General features: G+C 47.1%; 21 protein-coding genes. 7 read left to right on the forward strand and 14 right to left on the reverse strand.

Annotated features, from left to right (window positions below; translation table 11 throughout):
* Window positions 1–151 precede the first annotated feature (151 nt).
* A complete protein-coding gene (locus ACWHX8_RS07680; RefSeq protein ID WP_447971367.1) occupies window positions 152–832 on the reverse strand; it encodes a PRC-barrel domain-containing protein in 681 nt (226 codons plus the stop codon).
* Between the two features lie 862 nt (window positions 833–1,694).
* Here ACWHX8_RS07680 and ACWHX8_RS07685 point away from each other — a divergent pair.
* Window positions 1,695–2,054 carry a hypothetical protein gene (locus tag ACWHX8_RS07685; RefSeq protein ID WP_447971368.1) on the forward strand — a complete coding sequence of 120 codons (360 nt, stop codon included), beginning with the start codon at window positions 1,695–1,697 and terminating at the stop codon, window positions 2,052–2,054.
* 231 nt (window positions 2,055–2,285) lie between these two features.
* Here the strand turns inward: ACWHX8_RS07685 and ACWHX8_RS07690 are convergent, their stop codons facing one another.
* Window positions 2,286–3,005: a PEP-CTERM sorting domain-containing protein gene (locus ACWHX8_RS07690; protein ID WP_447971369.1), complete on the reverse strand. Its 720-nt coding sequence runs from the start codon at window positions 3,003–3,005 to the stop codon at window positions 2,286–2,288.
* An 897-nt stretch (window positions 3,006–3,902) separates the two neighbouring features.
* Here ACWHX8_RS07690 and ACWHX8_RS07695 point away from each other — a divergent pair.
* Window positions 3,903–4,304 (forward strand): hypothetical protein, encoded by a 402-nt coding sequence (locus ACWHX8_RS07695; protein WP_447971370.1) that lies wholly within the window; start codon window positions 3,903–3,905, stop codon window positions 4,302–4,304.
* Between the two features lie 146 nt (window positions 4,305–4,450).
* Here ACWHX8_RS07695 and ACWHX8_RS07700 read toward each other — a convergent pair whose 3' ends face one another.
* Entirely contained in the window at window positions 4,451–5,845 is a 1,395-nt protein-coding gene (locus tag ACWHX8_RS07700) for a carbohydrate porin (protein ID WP_447971371.1), read from the reverse strand.
* A 718-nt stretch (window positions 5,846–6,563) separates the two neighbouring features.
* Window positions 6,564–7,187: an NUDIX hydrolase gene (locus ACWHX8_RS07705; RefSeq protein ID WP_447971372.1), complete on the reverse strand. Its 624-nt coding sequence runs from the start codon at window positions 7,185–7,187 to the stop codon at window positions 6,564–6,566.
* A gap of 1,040 nt (window positions 7,188–8,227) precedes the next feature.
* On the opposite strand from ACWHX8_RS07705, the gene ACWHX8_RS07710 reads away from it, so the two are divergent.
* Window positions 8,228–11,131, forward strand: coding sequence for a hypothetical protein (locus ACWHX8_RS07710; protein WP_447971373.1), 2,904 nt, complete (start codon window positions 8,228–8,230; stop codon window positions 11,129–11,131).
* Between the two features lie 166 nt (window positions 11,132–11,297).
* On the opposite strand, the gene ACWHX8_RS07715 is transcribed toward ACWHX8_RS07710, so the two are convergent.
* From ACWHX8_RS07715 to ACWHX8_RS07735, 5 genes are all read right to left on the reverse strand, one after another.
* Window positions 11,298–11,849: a hypothetical protein gene (locus ACWHX8_RS07715; RefSeq protein ID WP_447971374.1), complete on the reverse strand. Its 552-nt coding sequence runs from the start codon at window positions 11,847–11,849 to the stop codon at window positions 11,298–11,300.
* The gene (locus ACWHX8_RS07720) at window positions 11,831–12,016 is read right to left on the reverse strand and encodes a hypothetical protein (RefSeq protein ID WP_447971375.1); all 186 of its coding nucleotides are present in this window, start codon (window positions 12,014–12,016) and stop codon (window positions 11,831–11,833) included. The genes ACWHX8_RS07715 and ACWHX8_RS07720 overlap by 19 nt, the downstream gene beginning before the upstream one ends.
* 61 nt (window positions 12,017–12,077) lie before the next feature.
* Complete coding sequence (locus ACWHX8_RS07725) at window positions 12,078–12,254, reverse strand: hypothetical protein (RefSeq protein ID WP_447971376.1); 177 nt, start codon at window positions 12,252–12,254, stop codon at window positions 12,078–12,080.
* Window positions 12,254–12,526: a hypothetical protein gene (locus ACWHX8_RS07730; RefSeq protein ID WP_447971377.1), complete on the reverse strand. Its 273-nt coding sequence runs from the start codon at window positions 12,524–12,526 to the stop codon at window positions 12,254–12,256. Before ACWHX8_RS07730 ends, ACWHX8_RS07725 begins: the two co-directional genes overlap by 1 nt.
* Before the next feature lie 247 nt (window positions 12,527–12,773).
* Window positions 12,774–12,851, reverse strand: a complete 78-nt coding sequence (locus tag ACWHX8_RS07735; protein WP_447971886.1) for a type II toxin-antitoxin system VapB family antitoxin — start codon at window positions 12,849–12,851, stop codon at window positions 12,774–12,776.
* Window positions 12,852–13,180: 329 nt separating this feature from the next.
* Between ACWHX8_RS07735 and ACWHX8_RS07740 the strand changes: the two genes are divergently transcribed.
* The gene (locus ACWHX8_RS07740; RefSeq protein ID WP_447971378.1) at window positions 13,181–13,594 is read left to right on the forward strand and encodes a hypothetical protein; all 414 of its coding nucleotides are present in this window, start codon (window positions 13,181–13,183) and stop codon (window positions 13,592–13,594) included.
* Between the two features lie 397 nt (window positions 13,595–13,991).
* Here the strand turns inward: ACWHX8_RS07740 and ACWHX8_RS07745 are convergent, their stop codons facing one another.
* The 4 genes from ACWHX8_RS07745 to ACWHX8_RS07760 form a co-directional block, all read right to left on the reverse strand.
* Window positions 13,992–14,363 carry a DUF2513 domain-containing protein gene (locus ACWHX8_RS07745; protein ID WP_447971379.1) on the reverse strand — a complete coding sequence of 124 codons (372 nt, stop codon included), beginning with the start codon at window positions 14,361–14,363 and terminating at the stop codon, window positions 13,992–13,994.
* Window positions 14,364–14,366: 3 nt separating this feature from the next.
* Window positions 14,367–14,936 carry a hypothetical protein gene (locus ACWHX8_RS07750; protein ID WP_447971380.1) on the reverse strand — a complete coding sequence of 190 codons (570 nt, stop codon included), beginning with the start codon at window positions 14,934–14,936 and terminating at the stop codon, window positions 14,367–14,369.
* Between the two features lie 732 nt (window positions 14,937–15,668).
* A complete protein-coding gene (locus ACWHX8_RS07755; protein WP_447971381.1) occupies window positions 15,669–15,995 on the reverse strand; it encodes a nucleotidyltransferase domain-containing protein in 327 nt (108 codons plus the stop codon).
* Between the two features lie 139 nt (window positions 15,996–16,134).
* Window positions 16,135–16,350: a HEPN domain-containing protein gene (locus ACWHX8_RS07760; protein ID WP_447971382.1), complete on the reverse strand. Its 216-nt coding sequence runs from the start codon at window positions 16,348–16,350 to the stop codon at window positions 16,135–16,137.
* 173 nt (window positions 16,351–16,523) lie between these two features.
* On the opposite strand from ACWHX8_RS07760, the gene ACWHX8_RS07765 reads away from it, so the two are divergent.
* From ACWHX8_RS07765 to ACWHX8_RS07775, 3 genes are all read left to right on the forward strand, one after another.
* A complete protein-coding gene (locus ACWHX8_RS07765) occupies window positions 16,524–20,957 on the forward strand; it encodes a DEAD/DEAH box helicase (protein WP_447971383.1) in 4,434 nt (1,477 codons plus the stop codon).
* A 306-nt stretch (window positions 20,958–21,263) separates the two neighbouring features.
* Complete coding sequence (locus tag ACWHX8_RS07770; RefSeq protein ID WP_447971384.1) at window positions 21,264–22,946, forward strand: di-heme oxidoredictase family protein; 1,683 nt, start codon at window positions 21,264–21,266, stop codon at window positions 22,944–22,946.
* Between the two features lie 546 nt (window positions 22,947–23,492).
* Entirely contained in the window at window positions 23,493–23,774 is a 282-nt protein-coding gene (locus tag ACWHX8_RS07775) for a hypothetical protein (protein ID WP_447971385.1), read from the forward strand.
* 99 nt (window positions 23,775–23,873) lie between these two features.
* Here the strand turns inward: ACWHX8_RS07775 and ACWHX8_RS07780 are convergent, their stop codons facing one another.
* Entirely contained in the window at window positions 23,874–25,730 is a 1,857-nt protein-coding gene (locus tag ACWHX8_RS07780) for a MutS-related protein (RefSeq protein ID WP_447971386.1), read from the reverse strand.
* Between the last annotated feature and the right edge of the window lie 60 nt (window positions 25,731–25,790).

Raw genomic sequence — 25,790 nt, forward strand, 5'->3', positions numbered from 1 at the left:
TCCTTAACTCATGAGGAGAGTTCATTCAGAGACACCGGTTTCCTGAATGTAACACTGAGTAGTGTGGGAAGCCCAGTATATCTGAGGCACAGGGCCAAGGGTTATTTCAAGATTCATAAGCCATTCCCTCACCCTTTTGGAATATCACTGTTCACCGATAATGTGGTTTACCGTAATGCTCATAAAGATTGACTTCATAGACTTGTTCGATCGGAACCAAGGGGTCGTATTCCGGTGATTCCTGAACCTGTTCTTTCTTCACATCGACTGCAATCAATTGTTCTGTCCAATTAATGGACTTTCCCCACATCGGACTGATTAACACTTTTCTGCCCGCTAACCATTTGGAGGTATCAACGACGAGATACCGTAACACTAAATCTGTATCATCAACGATAAAATTGACAACTTTTCCTATCTCACCATCATTTGTGAAGAGCGAAAAATCCTTAAGACCGTTAGTGCTGGTCAATATTCCAGGAAATACAGACAACTCATTTTCTTCTAAGGGGTAATAGGGAGCCCAATGATAGAATGCACAAATCTCCCGCTCTTTCCCCCAAGACAAGGGGTGATTGATTTCAAACTCAGGACTCGCTTGAGCCTCTGTTTGGCTGATTAACGCAGGGTATGCACTCGTTTCCTGTTTTAATGTCAACAAAGATTCCTTGGAAATGAGTAGATGCCGACCTTCCAGCCAGTTTCCTGTGTTCGCCGCCACGTATTGAACATCCCAGGTTTGGTCATTGAAGTACATGTCCGCTACGGTACCAATAGTACCATCTGTACCTTCAACAACATACGTTTTCATTTTATTGAAGTCTTGTAACATGAAAGCTCCCTTCCTTTTAAAATGAGACACGCAACATCATCTCGAGCCTGGTCTTTGATGTGTAATGATGTCATGGCTCCGTGAATGAAATTGTAATCTCCGTCAATGCCTGTATGACAACAATGACATTCCCAAAGAACCGTCATTGAACATTATTTATGGTCGATTATTTTAAGGTTGAGACCAATAGACAAATATGTGTATCAGTACAAAGAAATGTCTATGAAGGCGTATGCTCTCATGCGCCAATATGGAATGAGCTGTGTCACGAGAAATTGCCAGCTATCTTTGGGGAAGAATTGACCACATCAGAAAACATGGTTGGGCAAACTATTAAAGGTAGGGCCTGAAGTCTTTTGGTCTATGTCCCTGTTTGTTGGTGTCTTTGATGGTCGTAAACGACTCTTGATTCCTTTCACGAATGGTAGTACATGTTCTGGAAAAAGCTGCCTGTGTTTATACGTGAGTCGTAAGATTGAAGAGTTTGTAAATGAATGCTGCCTAGGAAGGTCTAGGAAGTATGACTTCCTGTCTCAATAAGCAGTTGTCGTTAGAAAAAAAGGTAGAATAGATTTTGGGAAATCAAAGTGATTCGATTTTTTTAATCGAGTCTGACTTCTTAAAGTACAGTTAAGATAACCTTTGTATCCATTTCGATACGACGACGAGTTGGTGCTCGTTTCTCATCAGTAAATTATAGAAAAGATTTTTGAAGATCAGCATACGCTAAGACAGCGAAATACCTCAGGGTTTATAGTGCATGCGGATTTCATCAATTCTATTTTTTTCATGGTCTCATTATTGCTCACCTACTCAAAAGAAAGTACGACCCAACAATATATTTACAGTAGGGAGGTAAGTCATGCCATCATTATTTAATCGTGAGGTGAGCTCGTATAAAGTTGATGTCTTTAAATCTAGTACGTTGAATTATATTCGTGCCATTCGACTGAATTTAAAACCGACGGCCTCAGCGGCAGCGCATACGGTATCGATTCGATTTTATTCAGCACCTGGAAACGATTGGATGAGTATTGGAGCGAACTTTTCAACGATTCAAATGAATCTGGATCGCTATGATGACATGTATCATATCCTGCAAACCGAAAAGCCTGTGTACTTTACGGCGTATGAACTGGGGAATCCTTCGATACGTTTCGCCGGGCTTACCACCGATTCTGAAGCTATAGGAGAAGGTTTTCGCGATGAAGAGGCAGCGTGATTTTGAAAAATTACCGCGACGTAATGAGCATGCGTAGGCCTTGACTGTTCGGCAACGTTAGTCGAGGCCATTCTGTAGAGTATGCGGGAGGGATTAATGTGTCACAGAGAGAAATGGGGTACGTATTGTGTCATAAAAACTCCCCGCACGACCCCTTACATTGGGCACAAGAGCCTACCGTTAGACGGTAAAAGGCTCTTGTGCGATCTCCTCAACAGGCGTGAGTGTAGATTAGCGATGTTCTCGTAACCGCCAGAGTGCCAGTCCTATGAGGCCGGATCCGAGGAGTAGGACTGTTGACGGTTCAGGAACGGCTTCGGCTGTCAATTCGCCAAGTAAAATTGCAGAATTCGAAGGACCATTATTCGTGAGAATCAGCTGTTGAAATGAGTTGCCATTGATCATCCCTCCTAGCTGCAAGGTCAAAGGCGCATAATCGGCGTTGGGTATGGGAACGATTGCCTGTGATCCTAAGTTGGTAATAACTTCTAGAGTTCCAGTCGCATTCGCGAGTGCTGTAGAGTTCGGAAAGGTTGTTCCGGGTGCTGTCGGGCCAACTAAGAGACCATCTTCCGTGCCACGCACCTGCAGCGTTAATTCTTGAACTAGGCCAGGCGTAAAATCAATATTCGCCGAGCCTGAACCCGCAACACCAAACGCCCGGTTGTTGACTTGTGGGGCGCCGCCAAAATTCGCCAAACCCTGAGCCGATAGCGGGTTGTCTGTTGCAGGGCCTGCACCACCCACATAAAAATTTCCATTCTGAAAGAAAAGCGTTTCTCCCCCGGTAAATGATGTGAAGCCATCGATGCCGTTCAGTACGTTTGGGTCTGGGGGAGCTCCGGGCGTGGTATTCGGTCCGAAGATGGTGGTGAATGAGGTCGCCAGTGCAGACGGACTCCCAGAAAACGTCACCAGGAACAGTAGGATGAAAAAGAAAGAACGTATCATGAGACCACCTCCTCTGTGGCGTTACGCCACTCAATGAGTGATGGAGAATGTATTGATATAGGAACATTTGACGCAATTGTTGTACTCGTCAGTGAGCGCGCATCTCTGCAAATCTCAACGTGTTGATCGACAAAGATTTTTATGCGTGAGTGTGTTCGCGTCGATGGGGGAAATGGCTATCGAAGGCCAAATACTCTGAAGGCAAAAACCTGCAGTCAAAAGCGGGAAAGTAAAAAAAGGTGACATTAGATTTCCAAAGACGTTACAGGCAGAGGTGGTAATTATATGTAAAGCATGAAACACATGATGTGCGTGCTGGTTCACTCCAGGTCAGGTAGCCCAATCGGTAGAGTCTGCAGTCTGGCAATGCCTCTCGCGGTGAAGCTGAAGTCGATGTCATGGTTGAGATGTAAAATAATTTAGATAGAGACTGTCTCAATTCTCCAATTAGGGCATCGTACGCGCCCTGTAGAGCTTGGATTTTTAGAACGAATCTAGGTGATGGGTGTAATGGCAGTGAACATGGGAGATCTGCCTTTCATGTCCATCATGAACGTTCAATACCTGACCACCTCAAGATTATGCCTGTTTGGTGACATGGCCGACCTCTGTGTTCGCTCATCTTTTTGCCTACTGTCAGATGATTGTTTGACTCACCGTGGAATGTATGGAAAGCAAGTGTTCCATTTATTAAATTGCCTTAATGCATGCATCCGTTCTTTTCTTCCTCTCGTATATTCTGATGACGGGTAATCAGCTGATTCCTTCACAATGAAGAAGATGGGGGCACGCATTCGAAGCAAGCGGTCATCTACTGTCAATGAACGATTTTGTCTCGTACTGCGGAGAGGAACCTTCGTCTGTTAATCCACATGATGAAGAGAGGAGAAATGGATCATGGATACCGAAATCGAACTCAACCCTGAAAACGTACAGAAGATTTCTACGATTCTTGAACAGTTTGACCAAAACGAGGTCAAGGCCGCCGTGGAGGGTTTGCCTCTCGAAGCATCAATCACTGAAAGTGTGTTTGGTGATGTCTTGTTGGAGCGGGCCGATCTGGAACCTTTTGGCACAGAATACATCACCACGATAGCCGCCCTTGCACTTGGAACAGAAAAAGATAAACGTTGTCATACGAAATTCATCGCGTGCCTTATTAAAGCTGGGAGGAAACTAAACGATTGCCGAAAAAAAGCCAACGGAGATAAGGAGAAACTTAATAAGTGTATCGATGAGCATGCTGAGGATCTGAAGAAGTGCATCAAGGCTTTTGAGGACTGTAAGAAAAAGAAATAGGCCCAATTCTTGAGACTGAAGACGGATGGTGGATGTTTGCCGAGCGTTCAATGAAGCAATGTCCTTACGCTTGACAACGTCCGCTTCCGTCTGTCTTGAGAAAAATATGTCTTAACAGGGTCGGAAGTCTTTATGTGAAATTCTCTTTATTGAAACCAATCGAGGTAGAGTTCTAGCCGTCCTCCTATGACGAGGGCATCTGATCGGCTTGGATCTGTCCCAGGGTTCATGACATATTGAATGTCCGGTTGAAGATTCAACGCGGGATGTACTGAAAAGGAATGGGTGAACTCCAGGACAATTTCGGACTGACTCACAGGTTGATTGGCTTGGCGTTGAGATTTTTTGAAATTTGTGCCATTCACTGCCGCAGCAACCCCAAAGCCTGTTTGATCGCTATTTCGTGTTGGAATGAGCCCGGTGTAGACGAAGCCTCCTCCGAGATACCACTCGACTTGATTCACTCGAGGATCGGCCCAGCCGACCCGGGCAAAGATTCTCAAGCCTTCATGCGGATCGTGAGTTTCATGGTAGACCCCCTGTTCAGCAATTCCGTATATGCCAAACGTTTCGTCGCGAGTGAGGGGAGTGCCTAAGGCGTCGACCTTCTGAAGATCGTTGAACTCTCTCGTGAACAACCATGTCCCGACGGCATATTTCCCATCGTACTGCAAGGCGGCTGCCCGGGTCAGGCGACGACGAAGGAGCCGGTCGGGTTGCTGTGCTCGTTCTTGGAGCTCTAAGTCTCCAAAACGGTAATAGGCCAATTCCATGGTAAGAAACAGGCCATCATCTTCATGCAAAATGATGTGCGTGCCCTCAAGATTGTCGGGATCGCCAACGACACCATCCATCACCGCTCCACGGAGCGTGAACTCATTGGTAAGATTCACTTGTCCTCGCAGCCCTAGTGACGAGGTTGGGAATGTCGAAAGTCCACTTTCGCCGCCAAGCGCCAATTCGGCACCGGTGCCGAAGGAACTCTGAAGAAAGAGCTCTGATGATGATCGGATGACGTCGAACTCGGAGGTGACATCGTAGAGTCCAGCCAAAAGTGACACCCGACCATCGAATAATGGGAGCTGGTACCAGGCCTCGAACAGTTTCCAGGTATTGGGCGCGGCAATCGCGCTTACCCCCTGCAGGTCTCCAACATTTTGACTGGGATCATTGCCATACAAACCCAACCCATACACAAAAAACGTTCCGGCATCTTCCCAGCCAGTTAATCGACTGGCATCGACGGTGAGCAGTAAATCAATATCGCCGACAATCGTAGTTCTTTGCCTTATCCCACCAGAAACATTACTGACGAAGCCTGTCGTATTCACGGTCTCCAAGCGAATACCGTTTGCCTGAAATTGGGAACCGATGTTAGACCAGGTATCCAAAACCGAGTCGATGGGGGAGCGGTCATCGGCAAAACACAAGATGGGAGGCCACAACATTCCCGCAAGCAAGACGCCTGGGATTATCATGGTGAGAAGGTTGTGTAATCGTTTTCGCTGAATTGGCAAAACTTTACTGAATTGATGGTTCAAAATGCGTATCGTAAAAAAGATAAAGAGGGAGAATGTTTTTGCAAGGTCACTGACTGATTGCCTTACCTATCAGTCAGCCGTGAAGTGTATCATGTCCTTCACCAAAGAATTCATATGAAATTTAACTGCTGATATTTGCCTAAGCTTATGCAAATTTGTGCCTTGTGACAAGAACCGTTTCTTCAATCCCTTTCCCTGCTCTGCATGAACTTTTCTCATCTCGGACGCTATCGCCGTTCCAGTTAACTTTTGTATGGACGAAGTGTGTTATGACGCTGTGTTGGCTACCGCTTACTGGCATGTCAGGACGGGACAGGGTTCAACGTCGACTGTTTATTCTCGGTATTTCCAGGATTAGGCAACGATCGTGCCCTCGGCACCACTGGAAGTTATTTGGTTTCGCTATAGTTCTCCAATGACGTCGGGGTGAAGCAGGATGAGGCCACTTGATTACAGCGAGGCAAGTCGACGACTGCCAAGAAGTAACTCAAATTTGATCTAATTGGTTAAGGTCATTTGCTTTGTGGATGGGCGGCGTCGTGGAGGCAAGACGAGTCGTTTTTTAGATTCACCAAGGTCTGTGAGATTGTGCGGCTTCTTGAGAAATCAGGGTTCCCAGTCCGAAGTGCACTAAGGATTTCTTCTCTTCAACCCCAGTGTGTTTGGCGGCTTTCTCTGAAGGGGCGGTCTTACTATGGAGAGTTGAGGTGAGTAACTTTTACCAGTGCAAGGTTGGTTCAAGTCGAGGAAGGTCTTCACACAAAAATTTTACATCCGTGGAAAATACTTCGTACTTACTCAGATCAGTGAGAGGCACCAAGCGTATGCGCTTGATCTCGGGTGAGCGAGGTTTCATTTGGCCAGAATCCAAATTGCGTCGCAACGCTGAGAATCCGCCTTGTGGAGCACAGCGGAAGTAGAAGTGTAAGCGGTAGGGGCCAGGTTCTTCTGGAACATATGGAATGGCATCGATTCTCAGAAGGTTTAATACTGTAATGCCTATGCCCAGTTCCTCCCATATTTCTCGGTCGAGCGCTGATTCAATGACATTGTCAGGCAAAGGCGTTTGCCTTGGTCTGGTGGGATCTCCAGGGGTGGATTCGAGCGAGCCGCCAGGAAGGCCCCAAGGATGTTGGGGACGATAACTATGTTCCACCAGCAGCACCTCTGGAGGTGACCTATTCTCATCGATCATGACGGCGATAGCTCCTACTACCCATTTTCGGGCAAGCAATCCCTTCAGAGTTCCCGCTAATCTGGGAGGAAACTGTCGCCACAGGAGAAGGGCAATTCGATGAAGGCGGGAATGATGCTCAATAAACCGCGTGAGCCAGGTAAGCATTTTTGTTTATCTCCAATAATGCATATTCATTTTTCTCATTATACCCCAACAATCGTTTCGCCTATACCTTTCATTGGGATTACCCATAGCCAGAATATTCAGAAGATATCAAAGGAGCACGTCATCCTATTTGTACGTCATTTTCTAAAGATAGAGCTTGTCACGAACTGGTGACACGCTCTTTTCTTTTGACACAGGCGTTGGCAATAGAACGAGGTTTGATGGCTGGACCAGAACAGTCAGGCAATCCTATAGGATCAAAATCGGAACGTAGGATGGTTGAGAGTGTAAGAGCTGCGTACATGGGGAGCTCACTCACTGCTATAGAAGAATGTGTCGGATCGACAGTGATGAGAGAACGTCGTGTGGTGGGACAGGCATGAAGGGCGTGGTCATTGATCACAGGTGAAAGGGCTTTGCATTGAGGAGAGTCGCTTGACTTTAAGGAAAGAAGAGCTGCAATGAATGCAATTCCATAGCCTCGACTGTCCATCACATGCAGGCAATGCCATTCATGCGTGGGAACTCAGCTAATCCGATTGTGAGGTATCGAGTCTACAGATAATTGTGCTAGTAGCTTCTTCTTGCCAAGGCAGTACTCACTCTTATTGCTACGCTCTTTGCTCTCAGGCAAATCCCATAAATTTCATGATGGTCAATAGGAAGAGCATCGAACTCAGTCAAAGCTATGAAAAATGTGAGTACTATGGACGTCATGTGATTTGTAGAATATTTTTGTTATCTAAAATAATACGAGGATTATCTAATGCGATACAACTACATTTAAAATAGAGCAGTTTTTTACGCGACGTGGACTTGCTTCATTTCCGTAGGTACTCAACCTAGTTTTGCCTGGACTCGCTCTTCTTTATCTCACCTTCCCTTAGTTTTCTCAGCTTCTCAAAAATTTCTTCTTTAAATGGACGTTTTAACGGTCAAAGTGCTTAAAGATTTTTCATGGCACTTCACTTGCTTTTCTGAAGGATGTGTATATCCATTGTTGTGGCTTTTTAAAGAAATATTTTTTATGGAGGTAGGGCATGTCTGAAATTCTTATTATCATGCGAAAAAATGTCTCATCGAAACAGGTTGACGCTACCATTGCAACTTTAAAGAAACTTGGAGGCAGACTAACTCATCGTTATCCCCCGTTCTTAATTCTTTGTCAGGGAAATGAAGAGGTTGTGAATTCCCTGCGCAACGTCCAAGGAGTTAGTGTTGTCTCCACCTCGCAGGTTGAATTTCCTGAGAATTTGGAGTTGGATCGGGTTGGGTTACTGACTGTCCGGGCATGGAACCAAAGAATGTCATCTGAACATCGTATGGCTAAGGCTGCTCGATCTGATGATGGCGAGCCATGGGATGTTCATCAGGAGAGGCCACATGGATGTGTTTTGCCGGTTGATGAATCTCCAGCTCCTTTAGTGAGCGAAGATTCGGGTGCAGGTATACCTCCAACGAACACTAGTCAGTATTTGATAGGAACGGCAGCTGTGGGTGTCGTCATTGTTGGAGGTCCGCAAAATAGTTCAGCCGCCTTCTCTGAGGCCGAACAGATCAATGTCATCTCTGAAGTTCAAGAAGGTTCTAATGGTCTGATCAGTCTGGCGCCAGCAGGAGCGAATCTCAACTTTCTCTTTGATGTGAACATCATCACTCTCAATCTTGATCCTAACAATGTCACAGGGGAGAGTGATTGGCGTGGTAGTGCAATGAATGCACTAGGTTATGGAGCTGACTGGTCGAACATGTATGACTATTTGCACGACCTTCGGACGACACGATGGCCAACGATGACAGATGGTCCAGACTGGGCATACATTGCCTTTTTTACCAAGTACGCCACTTTTTGGTTCGCCTATGCTTCTATTGGTGGCCCTCGACTCGTCATGCAATACGATAATAATGGATGGGGTCCGAACCAGATTGACCGGGTGTTTGCTCACGAAACAGGTCACATCTTTGGAGCACCGGATGAATATGTAAATAGCAATTGCTCCACCGGTGGTAGCTGGGGTTATCTTAAAGAGCCTAATGGAAATTGTGCGGTCAATAATTCAGGCTCTATCGATTGCTTGATGAAAGGCAATACATACAATGTTTGTCAGTGGACTGTAGGGCATTTCGGATGGCGTGATATAGATGCAGATGGAGTACCTGATCCCATTGATCTCAATCTTGGTACCTTTACGACTGACGTAGGAATTACTCTCGGTAATCCTTTCAATGATAATTCCGATATCTGGATTCGGAATCAAGACGATGGTGACATCAATCAAACCCACCAAAACCCACGCAAAAACATCGATAATTATATTTACGTACGAGTAAGGAATTTTGGCAATGTTACAGCCGAGGTTGTTCGTACTCGATTGTTTTTGGCGGATTTTGATGGTACTGAGTTTGTGTTTCCTTATGACTACACAAATTCGATTTCAGCACCAGATACACCTTCTCAGACTGTGTTTGGGGTAGAGCCAGGAGCTTCAAGAGTCGTAAAGGTTCGTTTGCGTTCAGAACAGATTTCGTCATTGATGCAAAATCCAAGTATTCTGGTGCACATTGAATGTGCACAAGACCTGCCTGTAGTTGATGGCACTCATGTATGGGATTCAAATAACCTGGGGCAGAAAAATTTCGTCCTGGAAGAGGGTGAGTTTTTGGTGCAGGAAGCCGAAGCGGGACAACGCTTTGGGGTCTTTGAGCTCGGGACCGATGACGCGGCCAGTTGGGGCCAGTATGTGCATGTGCCTAACGGTACGGGGAGGCGCTTAGGGGGACCGGACGAAGCGCATAAAATAGAATACACCTTTCAGGTGACACAGGCCGGAACCTATCGCATCAAAGGCTGGGTGTATGCAGCCAATACGGAGGATGATTCGTTCTGGGTGAAAGTCAATGAGGCGCCAGCTGATGGGTATCTGTGGGATACGGTGAAGACGGCCAGCTATACGGCGGATTATGTGAATCATCGCGGTGGCCACGATCCTGTCGAAGTGCATCTAGACGCCGGGCCTAACAAGGTGACGGTGTATCTACGGGAGGATGGGACACGGTTGGATAAACTGGAGCTCGAACGCGTGGGAAGTTTGGTGCAGGAAGCTGAAGCGGGGCAACGCTTTGGGGCATTTGAGCTCGAGGCCGATGACGCGGCCAGTGGGGGCCAGTATGTGCATGTGCCTAACGGTACGGGGAGGCGCTTAGGGGGACCGGACGAAGCGCATAAAATGGAGTACACCTTTCAAGTGACACAGGCCGGAACCTATCGCATCAAAGGCTGGGTGTATGCAGCCAATACGGAGGATGATTCGTTCTGGGTGAAAGTCAATGAGGCGCCAGCTGATGGGTATCTGTGGGATACGGTGAAGACGACCAGCTATACGGCGGATTATGTGAATCATCGCGGTGGCCACGATCCTGTCGAAGTGCATCTAGACGCCGGGCCTAACAAGGTGACGGTGTATCTACGGGAGGATGGGACACGGTTGGATAAACTGGAGCTCGAACGCGTGGGAAGTTTGGTGCAGGAAGCCGAAGCGGGGCAACGCTTTGGGGCATTTGAGCTCGAGACCGATGACGCGGCCAGTGGGGGCCAGTATGTGCATGTGCCTAACGGTACGGGGAGGCGCTTAGGGGGGCCGGACGAAGCGCATAAAATGGAGTACACCTTTCAAGTGACACAGGCCGGAACCTATCGCATCAAAGGCTGGGTGTATGCAGCCAATACGGAGGATGATTCGTTCTGGGTGAAAGTCAATGAGGCGCCAGCTGATGGGTATCTGTGGGATACGGTGAAGACGACCAGCTATACGGCGGATTATGTGAATCATCGCGGTGGCCACGATCCTGTCGAAGTGCATCTAGACGCCGGGCCTAACAAGGTAACGGTGTATCTACGGGAGGATGGGACACGGTTGGATAAACTGGAGCTCGAACGAGTCTAGGGATTGGATGAGTTTCATTAAGACGCAACGTTTCATCTTATCTTGGTGACATTAAAACGTAGCCGGCGCTCTGCTCGGCTTGAGTAGAGTGTCTGGCTACTACACATGAATTGGTTTGTGAAGCAAAATGCGAATCTAATGCCTTGCAAGTTTTAAGGGCAATCCATCATGGTGCGAGGTGTTCAGTGAAGTTCTGCCACGCGGATGACAGTTTTACGTGAGATGCAAGCGTGGCAATAGAGTTCAGATCTTCCTGACTTGGATGGCGAGCACGAAAGATTTGTTGGGCGTCAAGAAGGTCTTGTGATTCACCATCGTGAAGCTTTAAGAGTATCAAGACCTGCCAAGAAATAACTGGAATGGTGCATTCAAGAATGGACAATTCAACTGCGTCATCCACAATGATACGGGTCCACTGAGATGGTAGCAGGCTTAACTGAATGGGGATGTTGAGTTCATTCGTCGAGTATTCAAGTTGATAGATGCCTCTTGTTGGGTCGTCCTGGTTCTCAACATGAAATTCCGTGTTGAGATATTGTGAAAATGCTGTGGGGCTCGCTGCCCCTAATGCCAAGGCAAATTCAACAGCATGGGAGGCACGCGGAATGCCCCAGGCAGAGACGGCAAACCCTCCAATCAGGACATACTCTGTTAAAAGTCCTTGGTATTTGGCCTCGTCGAGGCGATGGGCAATGTGTGTTAGGGCTTTTTCAAACACGTGCGTTGTAACTCAAGGGAGGCATCAGAGAGTTCAAGAGCGCGAAGCAATCGGGCTTCAGCAGCGAGACGTTGGGTGTTCGACAGTTTTTCCTGCGTGGAGCGATCGCCGGATTGGCAGGGGTGGCGGCCAGAGCTAGGAGGTGAGGATGGATACTCTGTGGACATAGTTATATTCTATACCTGCGTGGTTTGAGAGAAAAGGTCTGTCGTACGCACACACTTGAAGTTATACGTTTTTGGGTAATTTCTGGCCTTTCGCCATTTCAACCATAGTTTCAAGACGGACCAATCGTTTGTCGACATCAATGACATGCCCATTCAGTCGTTCGATGTCACGGGTGAGCCGTTTGACTTCTTCCGTGAGTTTCAGCGTGTCGAGCAAGACATCTTTCCAGCCTGCCATTATGCAACCCCCAGAGATTTGAATGTCTTGTTTAATTTTCTTCTCATCATCTGTGTGTCGTGTATGGCTTCTTTGAGCCTTGTTGAAACCAATGTTATCAATTCAGTTTCGCCAAGAGAGTCGAGTCCTTCAGGATCGTAAGCCTCAATAGCTTCCCTGACGATGGCCGTGGCAGATGTGCCTTTTTTTTTCGCAATTCGATCCAGTTTCATAACGTTTTTCGGAGAAACAAGGTATTGTTTTCGGACGAGCTTCAGTGTCTCTGTTGGCATCGTGTGACCTCCTATATATGATGTGTATCACTATACACATACATATAATTTCAGGCAAGTGCAATATTGGGCGATGGTCAAACTTGCCGTCGTCCCAAAATCATAGTTACTCAATTATCATTGGTTGGGGAGTGAACGTCGTCGAGTCGGCAAGGCAAGTTGTTTCTCAGATCCGCCAAGGTGAGCAAGCCGCCGTGTCGCTTCTTTAGAAATGAGGCATTTCAACCCCCAAGCAAACTAATGAGGTCTACTCTGCAATCCCGGTGAGTTTGGTTGCTTTCTCTAAAAGAGCGTTATCAATGTTTAAGGTTGTTCTCATATGCATGAGTATGCATGATTTATGCAAATACGTAAACACGTAGTCTGATCGTTATTCTTGCTAACTCTGGAGGGTACTAAGATATTTAGGCGGATGCTGTGAGGTTGTTCGAGTAGAGAAGATCCTATTTTATGAAGCAAGCGTCTTGCCCCTTTTTTGTTGTTGATATCCTGGGAAGTTTAGTAAATGGTTTCTTCCCACTTTTCCTATGTACCCCTTCTACTAAAGACATGTATTGGTATACTTTTGAAATATCTCTATGGGAAATCTCAAGAATATGTCCCCTGTAGGAAGAGGTCATGATTTAACGTAAAGCGCTTAAGTTAACGTATTTAATGAAAATACCACTTTTTTATATTCTTTTGGCCATGATATCGGTTTCTTCCCTTCTGGGTGGATGCCTCCCAATCATCATAAGTCACGAGCTTGCTGCTCGTGGTGATGCAAAGATCATCGAAACGTTTAGGCGAGCGTATATTGTACAGAGACAAGCTGATGGGAAAACAGAAGATCAGATTGCCTCCGAGATTGCGAAAATCGACCGGACCTGGCAGATTGACTTGGCAGTCTCTGGTGGGGATTTAATGGCGTCAACCGTTCCGAATCAGTTGAATATTAGTGGCTGTTCGGAAGAGTTTGACGAAACGCGACCAGCTCCAAATCACAAAGAGTGTAAGGCGAAGGCTGATGAACAAAAGCGTCTCCTGCAAGAAGCAGAAATTACGCTTACACCTGAAGAAGTGCGTTAAGGAAAATGTGAGACATAGAAGGGCGCGGGAGTTTTTACATAACATCAATTTATTCGGCAAAGGGGACATTCTACTTTTTACTTCTTTTGGAACAGATTCCTTCCCTTGGCGAAAATCTCAAGAAACTGACAGAGGCCTGCTTACATACAATTTATCTTCATTACGCTAGAGTTGGAGGGTAATCCCCAAAAAGTAGAATGTCCCCCTTTTCCTCTCAACCCACAACTTTTAGTTTGTTAGGGAGTTCTAATTCGTGAATCACCACACTCCTTGCATAATGATCTGCTTCAGCGAAGGAAGGAAATGGGAAAACAACGATAATAATGCAGCTAACTAAAAGTGCTTGATACGATTTCAACAGAACACCGCCTTTTTTTAATTATGCTCTCCCTGGATTTCATTCTCCACTGGCGACTTTAAGGATCGCCGATTTTAATAGCTCCAATAAAACATCAAAACTCATTGCTCCAGTTTTATCTTTTATCGTTGCGACTGTTTTTGTCCATATTCCATCGTCTCGAGCAGCATCAAGAAATTCATGCCCGTACCAGGTGAGACGCTTCGGATAACATAATGGAAACTTTGTGCCCATAATGTTTCGATGTTTCACATCAAGTAGGCCTGCTTCTTCCATAAGAGCACAATGGTAGTGTATTTCTTCTTCTGAATATCCATCGAGTTTAGGAGTGTAGTATGATTCTGTTTCTGATGATCTGAGACTCTCAACGTCCAACAGAATCTTCCGAACTAACTCCATATCTCGTTTCATTCCTTACTGTCCTTTATCTTTAATTCTATATTCTTGAATATTTGGTACTACAAATTCTTTCGATGTGCAGTTTAGTAATGCCTTAGCAATGGGCTTATTCTGGTTGACTCTTCTAATAGCATAGCTAAAGTCTTCTGCGGCACCAATGATACAGATCGTAATTTTGTCTAATGCTTGCTCCGGAAATTCAAAGAATTGCTGTTCATGTTCGAAATTTCTGATCTGTTTGACAATGTTGGCATGCATGGTTTTTGAACGACCATCAAGGTCTAACGAAAATAAGGCATGAACGATTTCATTTCGATGCAATCGGATACTTCTTAATTTGACAATAGCCTTATTAAGTGCAGTTAAACCTGTTCTATCATTTGGAACAGTCGTCTCATATAATGAGACCATTTCTTTAATGATTCCTGAGCATGTTTTATTCATCAGAGGGTGTTTTGGAAGAGGTTCGACCGTGGGGTTTTGCTTAATCAAACAACGGTAGCTAAAGATTCTGAGAAGATGTGTCAATATCTCAAATTCTCGAACCATTCTACCAATCTCACAATCAAAATTATGTCCTGGCATTTTTTGTACCCTTTAATGATCCTTACAGTTTCTCCACATCTTTTCCTTGCATTATTGCCATCTCAAAAATTTCATAAACAATTTCCATCCGAATTAGTGGTAGTGAGATGAATAGTATCATCACGGCCTCGATAGCTCTCCCCAGAGATGCGACTCGGTTTTGATTTAAGTCACCTGTTTTTGGTGATGATGTCGGTTAGCGGAATGATGGAAAAGGGGACATTCTCCATTATTGCTCATTGTATTTGCTACTTTCTGATACCTTTTCTCTGCAAGGCCAGAGTGATCTGGTCTACCGAATTACACCATGTTTGCAATTCACACATTCAATCTTGTGATGTTAGGGGCCGGTCAAGTTTTATAAGTATCAATCATCGATCTGTTGTACATTTGGTCATTTCTTGACTTGACCTCGAATCTAAAGGTGACATTTGCTCTCTTCTTTAAAAGGTGAAATAAATCTAACTACAGCAAGTTTGGTCAAGAATTTTGGCAGATTTATTTACGATGTCAAGTCAAGCAAGGCAGGATTAGTGGGGGTAAGACAAATGATATGGGATTGGAGGTGTGATTTTCTCCTACTATATTTTTAAAGTATAGGAGTGTTTACTGTAGGAGGAAATTCAATGACTCGACTTTCGATTGGGAGTATAGAAATAGTTATTGCGTTGGAGGCTATTGAACTTTCAGTCATAAGTCTCAGCGTAATTCCAGTTTGGCGAGGTTCCTGATCTACGACAACGAAATAGGGACCCCTTCTCGTCGAGCGACTTCAATGATGACGTCGGAATCGTCGTTTTTCCAGCGTTGTTCTCCAATTGGAATTGGCTCGATTCGAATGTCAGTTTCAGCTCGTAGTCCCCATAACTTTCCAACAACATTCCGATCGGGCTGTGGATCAAAGTTTGGCCCAATGACTAAGAGATCAATGTCACTTTCTGTGGTTTCTGTTCCCTTGGCATAGGAGCCGAATAGAATCGCTTGAGAGACACGTACCCCTTGTTTCTCTGCAGCAGTGAGATAATTCTGGATTGTTGCTACAACTGTTGGATCAACCATTGAAAGATCTCCTGGGCTTTGCTTAAGAGTTCATTTGCCTCGTCTTGAGTCGGTGGGCTGAGGAGGTTTTCTGGATATCGCCCTTCCAATTGATATTGGTCGAATTCTACCAAAAAGGTGTTCTGGTCTTGTCTTAAACTTAAATTCGAATCTTCGCAAGATGTGATAAATGATGACTCCTTGGAGCGATGTCCTGTGTTGCTTGACATACATGGGTTTTTAGGGCTTTTTCTAAAGCTAAATGTGCAAAGAAAAGTCCATGGCGCACTTTCTTTCTCTCGACTAAATCCTTAGCAATGTCCCAATCTTCTTCAGTGGATTTTATCCAAGACTGAATATGTTTTTTAACATCCATTATCACGGGGAACCTTGCATGGTATTTCTAGCGTACTATTACCTTGGAATAGGTTTAATAATACACATTATCAAGTTATCACTTTTGAGTATACAGAAGAGGCTTTGTTTTTTATTAGTATACCGAATGCGTGCTTTACCTCCGTGTCCGGAAGGGCTACGATGTCGCTAATTATGGACACCTCATCCCTTTCTTCTTTTCATCCCATTCTCGCCGAGTGGTTTCGATCGCAGGTTGGTGAGCCGACGGATGTCCAGGTGGCGAGTTGGCCGGTGATTGCCTCTGGTCAACATACGCTGATTGCGGCACCGACGGGATCGGGGAAAACGTTGGCCGCGTTTTTAACCTGCATCGATACGCTCCTCAAGCAAGCATTGGCTTGTGAGCTAAGTGATCAGACGCAGATCGTCTATGTGTCTCCGCTCAAAGCGTTGTCTCATGATGTACAAAAGAATCTTCAGGAACCGTTAGCCCAGATTACTCAGTGTGCGTTGTCTGCGGGCTATCTTGTTCCACCGTTACGAGTTGACGTGCGAACGGGCGATACCCCGGCTGCCGCTCGTCAGCGCATGCTGACTCATCCTCCGCATATTCTCATTACCACACCAGAGACCTTGTACTTGATGCTCACGGCTCGCAAAAGCCGAGAGATTCTTTGGAATGTGAAGACCGTTATTGTGGATGAAATCCATGCAGTCGCGCCGAATAAACGCGGGACGCATTTAGCCTTATCTCTTGAACGACTAGCCGCGTTGTGCCCCAGGCCTCCTGTGAGAATTGGTTTGTCCGCGACGCAACGGCCTTTGGAATTAATTGCGAATTTTCTTGTTGGTGGAGGAGTCGCAGGGAATGGGATAGGTCAGGGAGGTTCATCTGTTCCATCGTGCCAAATTGTCGATGTGGGGCAGAAGCGAAAGCTTGATCTTGAGATTGAAGTCCCACGAGACGAATTAGGGCCCATTGCCACGAATGCCATGTGGGCGGAGATCTATGATCGAATTGCGGAGTTGGCCCATGAACATTGTACGACATTAGTGTTCGTGAATACACGGCGATTAGCCGAACGCATCGCCCATCATCTTGCTGAACTGTTAGGCGAAGAAAAGGTCATGGCGCATCATGGCAGTTTGTCGCGAAAGATTCGGCTTGCCGCGGAAGATCGGTTGAAAACCGGGCAACTGCAGGTCATGGTGGCGACGGCCTCGCTGGAACTGGGGATCGATATCGGGCATGTGGACTTGGTGTGTCAGATTGGATCGCCCCGCGCCATCGCCACCTGTATGCAGCGGATCGGGCGGGCAGGGCATTGGGTCGGCGCGACCCCAAAGGGTCGACTGTTCTGTGCGACACGTGATGATCTCGTTGAATGTGCGGCTGCGGTACATGCCATTCGTCGCGGCAATCTAGATCCGGTGACGATTCCTCCAGAGCCTGTTGATATTCTTGCACAGCAGATCGTGGCAGAAGTGGCTGCGCAGGAATGGTCGGTGGGCGGTCTGTATCAACTTTGCACTCAGGCCTTTCCTTATCGGCATCTCACAAGAGAGACGTTTGATGCCGTGCTGCATATGGTGGCAGAAGGCTATGTGCCGGGCCGTCGTCGGCAACAAGCCTATGTCTTTCATGATCGGGTGCAGCAACAGGTCCGTCCGCGACGAGGCGCAAGGCTCGCGGCGATTACGTCCGGCGGAGCGATTCCCGATACCGCAACCTATGCCGTCATTGCTGAACCGGAAGGCAAGGTTGTAGGATCAGTCGATGAAGACTTTGCCGTTGAGAGTTTAGCCGGAGATATTATCCTGCTGGGGACATCTTCCTGGCGAATTCGTGGAATCGAGACAGGAAAAGTTCGAGTAGAAGACGCACATGGTGCGCCTCCGAATATTCCCTTTTGGCGTGGCGAGGCTCCTTCTCGCACAGCCGAGCTCTCCAATGAAGTCGCGCAGCTTCGTGAAAAGGTGAGTCATCTACTTGAAGAGTCGTCTCAAGATCCCCTTGCCAATGCTCAAACCTGGCTGAAAGCCGAATGTGGAGTTGATGAGGCCGGGGCTGCGCAGGTTATTGCGTATGTCCAAAATGGGAAGCAGGTGCTTGGTGCTGTGCCGACGCAAAAGCGTATTATTGCCGAACGGTTTTTTGATGAAGCTGGGGGTATGCAGCTCGTGATTCACTCTCCTTTTGGTGGGCGATTAAACCGGGCGTGGGGGTTAGCACTTCGCAAGCGGTTTTGTGTGAACTTTGATTTTGAATTACAAGCTGCGGCTACCGATGAAGGCTTGGTTCTCTCGCTTGGCGAAAAACACAGTTTTCCGTTAGAGGCTATCTTTTCCTTTCTCAATTCAAAAACGGTACGCGATGTGCTGATTCAAGCTGTGTTGGCTTCACCACTTTTTGTCACGCGATGGCGATGGAATATTTCTCGATCTTTAGCACTGCTACGTTTTCAAAAGGGAAAGAAGGTTCCTCTCCATATTCAACGAATGCGCGCGGAAGATTTACTCGGGGCAGCGTTTCCTATGGCGACGGCCTGCCAGGATAATCATGTCGGTGATGTGCCGATTCCCGATCATCCATTGGTCCAAGAAACGGTCCGTGATTGTCTTACGGAAGCTATGGATATCGATGGCTTGGTTCAACTGCTTCAACGCATGGAAACCGGTGACGTGGAATGTCTGGCCGTTGAGTCGCCAGCGCCTTCACCGTTTGCACATGAAATTCTTAACGCCAATCCCTATGCATTTTTGGATGATGCGCCGTTGGAGGAGCGTAGAGCGCGAGCGGTCAATCTTCGGCAAGTGCTTCCCGGAGACATGGGAGGAGAGCTTGGTGCGCTCGACCCTGCGGCCATTGCCGCGGTGATTGAAGAGGCATGGCCGACGGTTCGAGATGCAGATGAACTTCATGAAACACTTCATCTTTTGGTGTGGGTGCCGGAGCAGTTCGGTGCGCCATGGAATGACTTTCTCCCCGAGCTTCTTGAGTCAAAACGGGCAGTCGTTGTGGAGGTGTGTCAGGCGAATAATGAAGAAGTCGAAATGGCAAGGGGTTGGGTGACGACAGAACAATTGCCAATCGTTCAGTCGCTGTATCCATCTGTTTCAATTGTTGCCCCGGAGCAATTAGAGCTTCTTCCGATTATTTCCGATGTTCCCTCAATCGAATTAGAAGCAGCTATGCCTCTGATCGTCCAGGGTTGGATGGAAAGTTGTGGACCTGTCACTGTTGATGAGCTTTCGTATGCATTGCACTTACCTCGTCAGGCGGTCACTCAGGCTTTGTTACGCCTTGAAGGGCAAGGGCAAGTCTTACGTGGACAGTACCGTACGGCATCTTCTCTCTCGCCTTTTTCTAATAATACAAACTCAGCTTCATGTGGAAAATCTAATGTAAAACTTGAAGAGTGGTGCGATCGCCGATTACTTGCCAGAATTCACCGAAGAACTGTCAGCTCATTGCGTCGTGAGATCGAGCCGGTCTCTGCTGCCGATTTCATGCGTTTTCTCTTTCGATGGCAACATCGTGCGCCAGGTTCGCAATTGCATGGTGAGGCTGGATTGCGTGAGGTCATTGCACAATTAGCCGGTTTTGAGGCAGCCGCGTCTGCATGGGAATCTTCACTCTTAAAAGAGCGTGTCTCAAATTATAAGCCAGAGCTCTTGGATATGCTCTGTCTTCGAGGAGTCGTGGCTTGGGGACGATTGACGCCTCCGTATAAAGAGTCACGCGTTGCAGTTGAGAGTCATGAAAAAGGCAAGGACATGTTTTTTCAGGTTGAAGCGAGTGCATCCTCAATCCGTCGTATCAATCCGACAAGCCTGGCTCCGATTAGTTTCTTTCTTCGAGAGAATGCGTCCTTGCATATTACGTTGAGTCGACAGAAGGTGAAGGATGCAGGCGTGGGGCTTCGTCAGGTTTTGAGTGCCGTGGCTCAAGACGTTCTTCAAGCTCTGGAAGGAAGAGGCGCGAGCTTTTTTCCTGACCTGACGGCAAACGCGGGACACCTGGCTTCTGAAGTGGAGCAGGCTCTCTGGGAATTAGTGGCAGCGGGACTTGTTACCGCTGATGGGGTTGATAACTTGCGTGCCTTGATCAATCCAAAACGTCGGAATGCCGAGGGCAGGGAGCGTGCGCGCCGTCCTCGTCATAGTGCCGGTCGATGGGATTTATTGGTGAATCCTCGCCATGAATCGGGTCATGAGCATCTTACGACATCACAGCTTCATGAGAAGTGGGCCAGGCAGTTACTGGCTCGATACGGAATTGTGTTTCGTGATCTTTTGAAGCGAGAGTCACTTTCCATGACCTGGCGTGAGCTACTGATGCAATACCGTCGAATGGAATGGCGGGGAGAAATTCGTGGTGGACGATTTGTGAGCGGGTTTACCGGAGAACAGTATGCGTTGCCCGAAGCCGTTGAGTCGCTTCGTGCCGTTCGACGCGACATGCAATCCGATACGCAAGACGTGCGAATCTCTGCCGCTGATCCTCTGAATCTTGCAGGTATCATTTTGCCTGGTGAGCGTGTTTCCTCGAATTCTTCAAGGAGTATTCTTTTCCGTCATGGCGTACCTGTTTCTGAACCTTCTCTCGTTGTCACCTCAGCTTAATCCTTCTCAGTAAAAATTTCCTCATTTCCTCACCTGTTTTCTGTCAGGCTGTTTTCTCGTTTTCACAAGTAGATACAGCCAGTATCTGATCAGATACATGGAATTTTGGTGGCGTTTCTCACTATTTCGGATATCTGTTTTTTTCTCTTTCTTTTTCTGGTTCTAGACCAAAGACTTACATCGTAATATTTCGCAAAACCTATTCTTAAACTTAAAGGGTATAAGTCTTGCGGTGTTGATGTTTGGAGTCGAATAGATAAAGAGCGGAATGTTTTTATTATATTTTTCTATCAGGGAGGGTTTGCCATGAACAGAATGTTACTCACGAGTTGGTGGATTGCCACCTTGATCGCGGGGGTACCGTTAGTCTCGTGTGCGTCCGGACCTGTTCCGAAGGGCGAAGCGCCAAAATTGGACGCGTCTATCACACACGAAGAAATTAGAGCAAAAAACAAAACTTTAGTGGAAATACTTGAACAGGGGGAGCGTGTCTTCTCCACACCGTTTAATAAACATGACGGCTTAGGAGATGGTCCATTCGATGAAGGAGAGGATAAAACCCCATTTGGGAGCCGCTTGACGCTTCAGGCAAACTCTGATGAAGGGAACGGACATTTTCTGCGTATGAATGGATTGGATTCGCAGACGTGCCTCGAATGCCATTCCATACTGAGTAACGATGCCGTCCCGGCAACATTTGCGGTTGGTGGAGTGGGGGGAGCGGCAGCGAATGCGTTTCCGGCGGTTACGGAGTTTGATCTGGTCAACAAGGGTGAGAATGAGTATGTGGCCTTTAATGGGCGTATTATCAATCCGCCATTTGTTTTTGGTTCGGGAGGCGTTGAATTGTTAGCCAAAGAGATGACGCAAGCATTACAGGAGATTGCCCAGGAAGCCTTACTTCCGGAGAACCTGGGGAAAACATTTGCTCTGACCACGCATGGTGTGAATTTTGGGTCGGTGTTTTCACGAAAACTCACGCACCATGAGCTTCATGAATTAGAGAAAATGCCAGATGGTAAACCAATGTCCGACGATGGATTGATTCCGACTAATTGCAGTGATGTAGCAGGCATGCAAAAAATGAAAGCTGCGGCACGTCCGAAGCTAAAGGGCGAAGCTGAATTGATGCATTTTATCGCCATTCAACCATCCAAGGCTTCGTTGTACAGTATTGGTGGCAAGATGCAGTCTCGGTCATTTTTTAAAGGAACGGACCCGAAGCCAGAGGTTATCTTGGATACCTCCAATGTTGTGGGTGTGGATTCTGATCTTGTAGTGCGACCGTTTGGGCGAAAAGGCAATAATGTCACGACCCGAGACTTCGATTGCGGTGCCTTACGGTTTCACATGGGGATGGAGCCGGTCGAAGTTGTCGGTAAGGATATGGATCATGATGGAGATGGGGTGAAAAATGAAATCACCATTGGCCAGTTGTCCTCCTTGGCGATATTTAATACGACGACGGCGCCACCCTGTGAAGCGAAGACGAATGGAAAGGGACGAAAGCTTTTTCGAGAAATTGGGTGTGCGAGCTGTCACACACCTGTTCTGAAGACTTCCCGCAAGTCGTTGCCTTATCAACACCCAGAAGATCCCGCTCATCCATTTAAGGAGCCGTATTATGAAGTTGACCTGACTGAAGAGCCTGCAAATTTTAAGAAAAGTTTGAAGGGTGGAATTAAGGTCAAGTTATATTCAGATTTGAAGCGACATGATATGGGGCCGCGCCTTCAGGAGACTCTTCATGAGGCGACGGATGTAGAGAATCAGTTGTTCATTACCGCGCGTTTGTGGGGTATCGCCGATACGGCTCCCTATATGCACGATGGTCGAGCGACGACACTCACTGAAGCAATCGATTGGCATGGGGGTGAGGCTGTGACTGCTCGAGCGAACTATTTCGCTTTGGAGCAAAGTGAGCAGGAGGAAGTTTTAACATTTTTGAGAAGCCTTCATACGCCAAACCATCCTGCTTGTTCAAGTTGAGTGACTGAATTTGGCGAGTATTTGTGATGGCTATGGCGTGGATGTTTAAGCGCTGACTGGCAACGCTGTCGTCAGGCAGCGTTTGCTGTATGAACGTGTTGGTGCGGAGTGATGTTCTTGTAGGTACTTTCGATTCATGTAAGGCCTCGCAATAATATGTGTGGAGAGAAGGCGAAATATTCATGTAACACTTGAGCATTTGAAATGCTCTGAACATTCTTGGATGATGAAGGTCTTGTCGTTCATATCGGAGATCGTGGAATCATACTTATGTCGCTTAATCCAATTGCATACACAAGGAGAGAAACCTTATAGCCCACGAGTAGCGGAACGCGATACCATAGAGCCATGGACGAGAGGAGACCCAGGAGAAGCAAGAAGCAAAAACGCATTGCCGATGTGCTCTGGTTTCTTTTGGGCGCTATCATCGGTTTGTTTTCTCTGATTGGCTTGTATGTGGTTGCCATGAATTTTTTGTAAGGTCATATGCCATGAGTTGTCAGGGTAATTCTTGACGCTGGCGATGGTCTTGGATAAGATCAGTGCATGTCGAGACCACCGTTTCCTGGAGGCCCACCACCGATTCCGCCGGGCATGCGTATGCGGCGTCCAGCCCCGCAGCCTTCTTCGCCTCAAGAACAATTTGGCGCGCTTCGCGCATCGCTGTTGTATTGTCCGAAGTGTAAGTCTGCGACCCCTGCACGTGAGCGTTTGCTCTTAGTGCTCCCGAGTGGAAATCTGTATGAGTATTTGTGTTCGGAATGCGGGACGACGACTGGGGAGAAGACCGATCAAGCTCAACAGGACGTTCAATTGTTTACGCCGTAGTTCGCAGACGTGCAAATTTTAAAATGCAAAATGAAAAGTTGATAGGACGTAAGATTTCACAGTAAATTTTACATTTTTCACTTTGCACTTTTCATGTTCTCATTCTCTATCTTCCGGAATCGGCAATCCCTCTTGTTCCATAATTCGAAGTGCATTGGTGGTCGGGCAGGGCCCAGGCCTGAGCTGATAGTCAAACTGCAACTTACCTTTTTCCACTGTTTCTTGAAAATGGACATTGCTGACCCGTGATCCATTGGTTTCAAGTTGAGCCAACTCCAGATCATGCGTGGACAAGAGGCCGAGTCCATAGCCTTTTTGTAAGGCTTGGATAAAGGCCTGACTTCCCCCCAGTCGCTCACGATTATTCGTGCCTTTGTAAATTTCATCAATAAGGAAGAGTACGGAGTGGCCGTCTCGTTCATTGACCGCATCTAAGACAATCTTCAGACGCTTTACTTCAGCATAAAAATAGGAAAGGCCTTCAGCCAATGAATCGGTGACGCGAATGCAACAAAAGAGCCGTAACCAGGTCCAGGAGAAATACTGTGCACACACAGGGGCTCCTGCCTGAGCTAAACAGATATTCACGCCAATGGTTCGAAGAAAGGTGCTTTTCCCTGACATGTTTGATCCTGTTACAAGCAGCACTTGGCCTAATTCACGAAAGCCGAGACTATTAGGGACACGACGGTGTGCGTTGATGAGTGGATGGCCAATATGTTTTGCCGTAAAACCGGTGTCGGCTTGCCGGGACGAAGGTTGTTCACGAATGGGCCAGGCATATTCAGGATTCAAATAGGCAAAGGTGCCCAATGAACTAGCGGCGTCGACAGTTGCCAATTGATCCATCCAGAGGGGAAGCGTGGTCTGCAAGTGCTCACATGTTTTCTGCAGACGATAGGCAAAACTGATGTCCCACGGCATCAGCGTATTGATTAACATATGCACTAGTGGATGGGCTTTGATGCTGAGTCCCGAACAAATACGTGCGAGTTGTCGGGTGAGTACCGTTGGCTTGTCTGCTTTCGTCATTAAGGGTGCACACAATTGTGCGAGTTGTGGATGGTGCGTAAAGCGACGGTTTTCCAGAAGTCGAAAAACGGCGACGAGTTTTTCTAGTTCGTGATGAAGGTCGAGGACGCGTCCAAACACGGGGGCGATTGACCCTGCTGTCGAGAAGTACAGCATCACGTACAGGCCGAAGGAGAGAACCCAATATCCTGCTATCGATCCATGGGCGGCTAAGACTCCTAAGACGAAAGTCAGCAGGCACAGTGAGACTGAGGCGAATAATCGAAAGGCGAGATGCGGAACGTCAGCACCATGTCGGAGAGCTTCGTGGATTCGGTTTCCATCGAGCGGCTGTTCGCTGATCAGTCGGGCTTCGAGTCGCATACGGTCTCGCAAGAGAGGCAGTTGCGCCATTTCCTTGACGAGGGATTGTCGGTCGGTCCATTCTACGAAGCGCAAAGGCTGTTCGTTTTGGTCTAATAGCCATTGGTTTAGTCGGTGTTGACCTGGAAGCGAAAACGTGGTGTCGAGTAATTGCAGGAGAGAATGAGGCCCGATAATATCTAAATCATTGGCATATGGATGGTTGTCTGGTACAGAAAAGTTTCGCGTTGGAATGATTGGCCAATCCAAGCGAAGGCGAGCTAGATTCGAGTGCTTGATGTCTTTCCAACGTTGAAGCCGATGGAGTTGTCTCTTGAGTCGACCGTGGAAATATGTCACGGTGATGAATAGAAGAAAGAATCCAAGCAGCGTGAGGTTTCCTGTATGAAACCATTCGCTTTTATACAAGGCTAAGCAGGTGATAAAGGCTGTGAAAAATATGGTGAGTCGCCATCTCGTAAAAGACGTACTGGCGTGTGTGCCAATAATGGTAAGACGTTCGGCTCTGGCAATGCCATGCTCGATCGTGCGTGCTCGCTTCTGGTGTATAGTGTCTTCCATACCGCCTGTCGACCATACCGACTCCTCACCTCTTCGTCAATCGAAGAAGTCAATCCACGG

The organism is Nitrospira sp. M1, from assembly GCF_965152605.1.

What these genes read in the sequence shown, in the direction of transcription:
- ACWHX8_RS07720 (WP_447971375.1), bottom strand. Translation starts at nt 12,016, where the DNA reads ATGTCCACAGAGTATCCATCCTCACCTCCTAGCTCTGGCCGCCACCCC.
- ACWHX8_RS07680 (WP_447971367.1), bottom strand. Translation starts at nt 832, where the DNA reads ATGTTACAAGACTTCAATAAAATGAAAACGTATGTTGTTGAAGGTACA.
- ACWHX8_RS07755 (WP_447971381.1), bottom strand. Translation starts at nt 15,995, where the DNA reads ATGGTTGATCCAACAGTTGTAGCAACAATCCAGAATTATCTCACTGCT.
- ACWHX8_RS07685 (WP_447971368.1), top strand. Translation starts at nt 1,695, where the DNA reads ATGCCATCATTATTTAATCGTGAGGTGAGCTCGTATAAAGTTGATGTC.
- ACWHX8_RS07710 (WP_447971373.1), top strand. Translation starts at nt 8,228, where the DNA reads ATGTCTGAAATTCTTATTATCATGCGAAAAAATGTCTCATCGAAACAG.
- ACWHX8_RS07770 (WP_447971384.1), top strand. Translation starts at nt 21,264, where the DNA reads ATGAACAGAATGTTACTCACGAGTTGGTGGATTGCCACCTTGATCGCG.
- ACWHX8_RS07690 (WP_447971369.1), bottom strand. Translation starts at nt 3,005, where the DNA reads ATGATACGTTCTTTCTTTTTCATCCTACTGTTCCTGGTGACGTTTTCT.
- ACWHX8_RS07735 (WP_447971886.1), bottom strand. Translation starts at nt 12,851, where the DNA reads ATGCATATGAGAACAACCTTAAACATTGATAACGCTCTTTTAGAGAAA.
- ACWHX8_RS07750 (WP_447971380.1), bottom strand. Translation starts at nt 14,936, where the DNA reads ATGCCAGGACATAATTTTGATTGTGAGATTGGTAGAATGGTTCGAGAA.
- ACWHX8_RS07780 (WP_447971386.1), bottom strand. Translation starts at nt 25,730, where the DNA reads ATGGAAGACACTATACACCAGAAGCGAGCACGCACGATCGAGCATGGC.
- ACWHX8_RS07745 (WP_447971379.1), bottom strand. Translation starts at nt 14,363, where the DNA reads ATGAAACGAGATATGGAGTTAGTTCGGAAGATTCTGTTGGACGTTGAG.
- ACWHX8_RS07765 (WP_447971383.1), top strand. Translation starts at nt 16,524, where the DNA reads ATGGACACCTCATCCCTTTCTTCTTTTCATCCCATTCTCGCCGAGTGG.
- ACWHX8_RS07705 (WP_447971372.1), bottom strand. Translation starts at nt 7,187, where the DNA reads ATGCTTACCTGGCTCACGCGGTTTATTGAGCATCATTCCCGCCTTCAT.
- ACWHX8_RS07730 (WP_447971377.1), bottom strand. Translation starts at nt 12,526, where the DNA reads ATGCCAACAGAGACACTGAAGCTCGTCCGAAAACAATACCTTGTTTCT.
- ACWHX8_RS07775 (WP_447971385.1), top strand. Translation starts at nt 23,493, where the DNA reads ATGTCGAGACCACCGTTTCCTGGAGGCCCACCACCGATTCCGCCGGGC.
- ACWHX8_RS07740 (WP_447971378.1), top strand. Translation starts at nt 13,181, where the DNA reads ATGAAAATACCACTTTTTTATATTCTTTTGGCCATGATATCGGTTTCT.
- ACWHX8_RS07725 (WP_447971376.1), bottom strand. Translation starts at nt 12,254, where the DNA reads ATGGCAGGCTGGAAAGATGTCTTGCTCGACACGCTGAAACTCACGGAA.
- ACWHX8_RS07760 (WP_447971382.1), bottom strand. Translation starts at nt 16,350, where the DNA reads ATGGATGTTAAAAAACATATTCAGTCTTGGATAAAATCCACTGAAGAA.
- ACWHX8_RS07695 (WP_447971370.1), top strand. Translation starts at nt 3,903, where the DNA reads ATGGATACCGAAATCGAACTCAACCCTGAAAACGTACAGAAGATTTCT.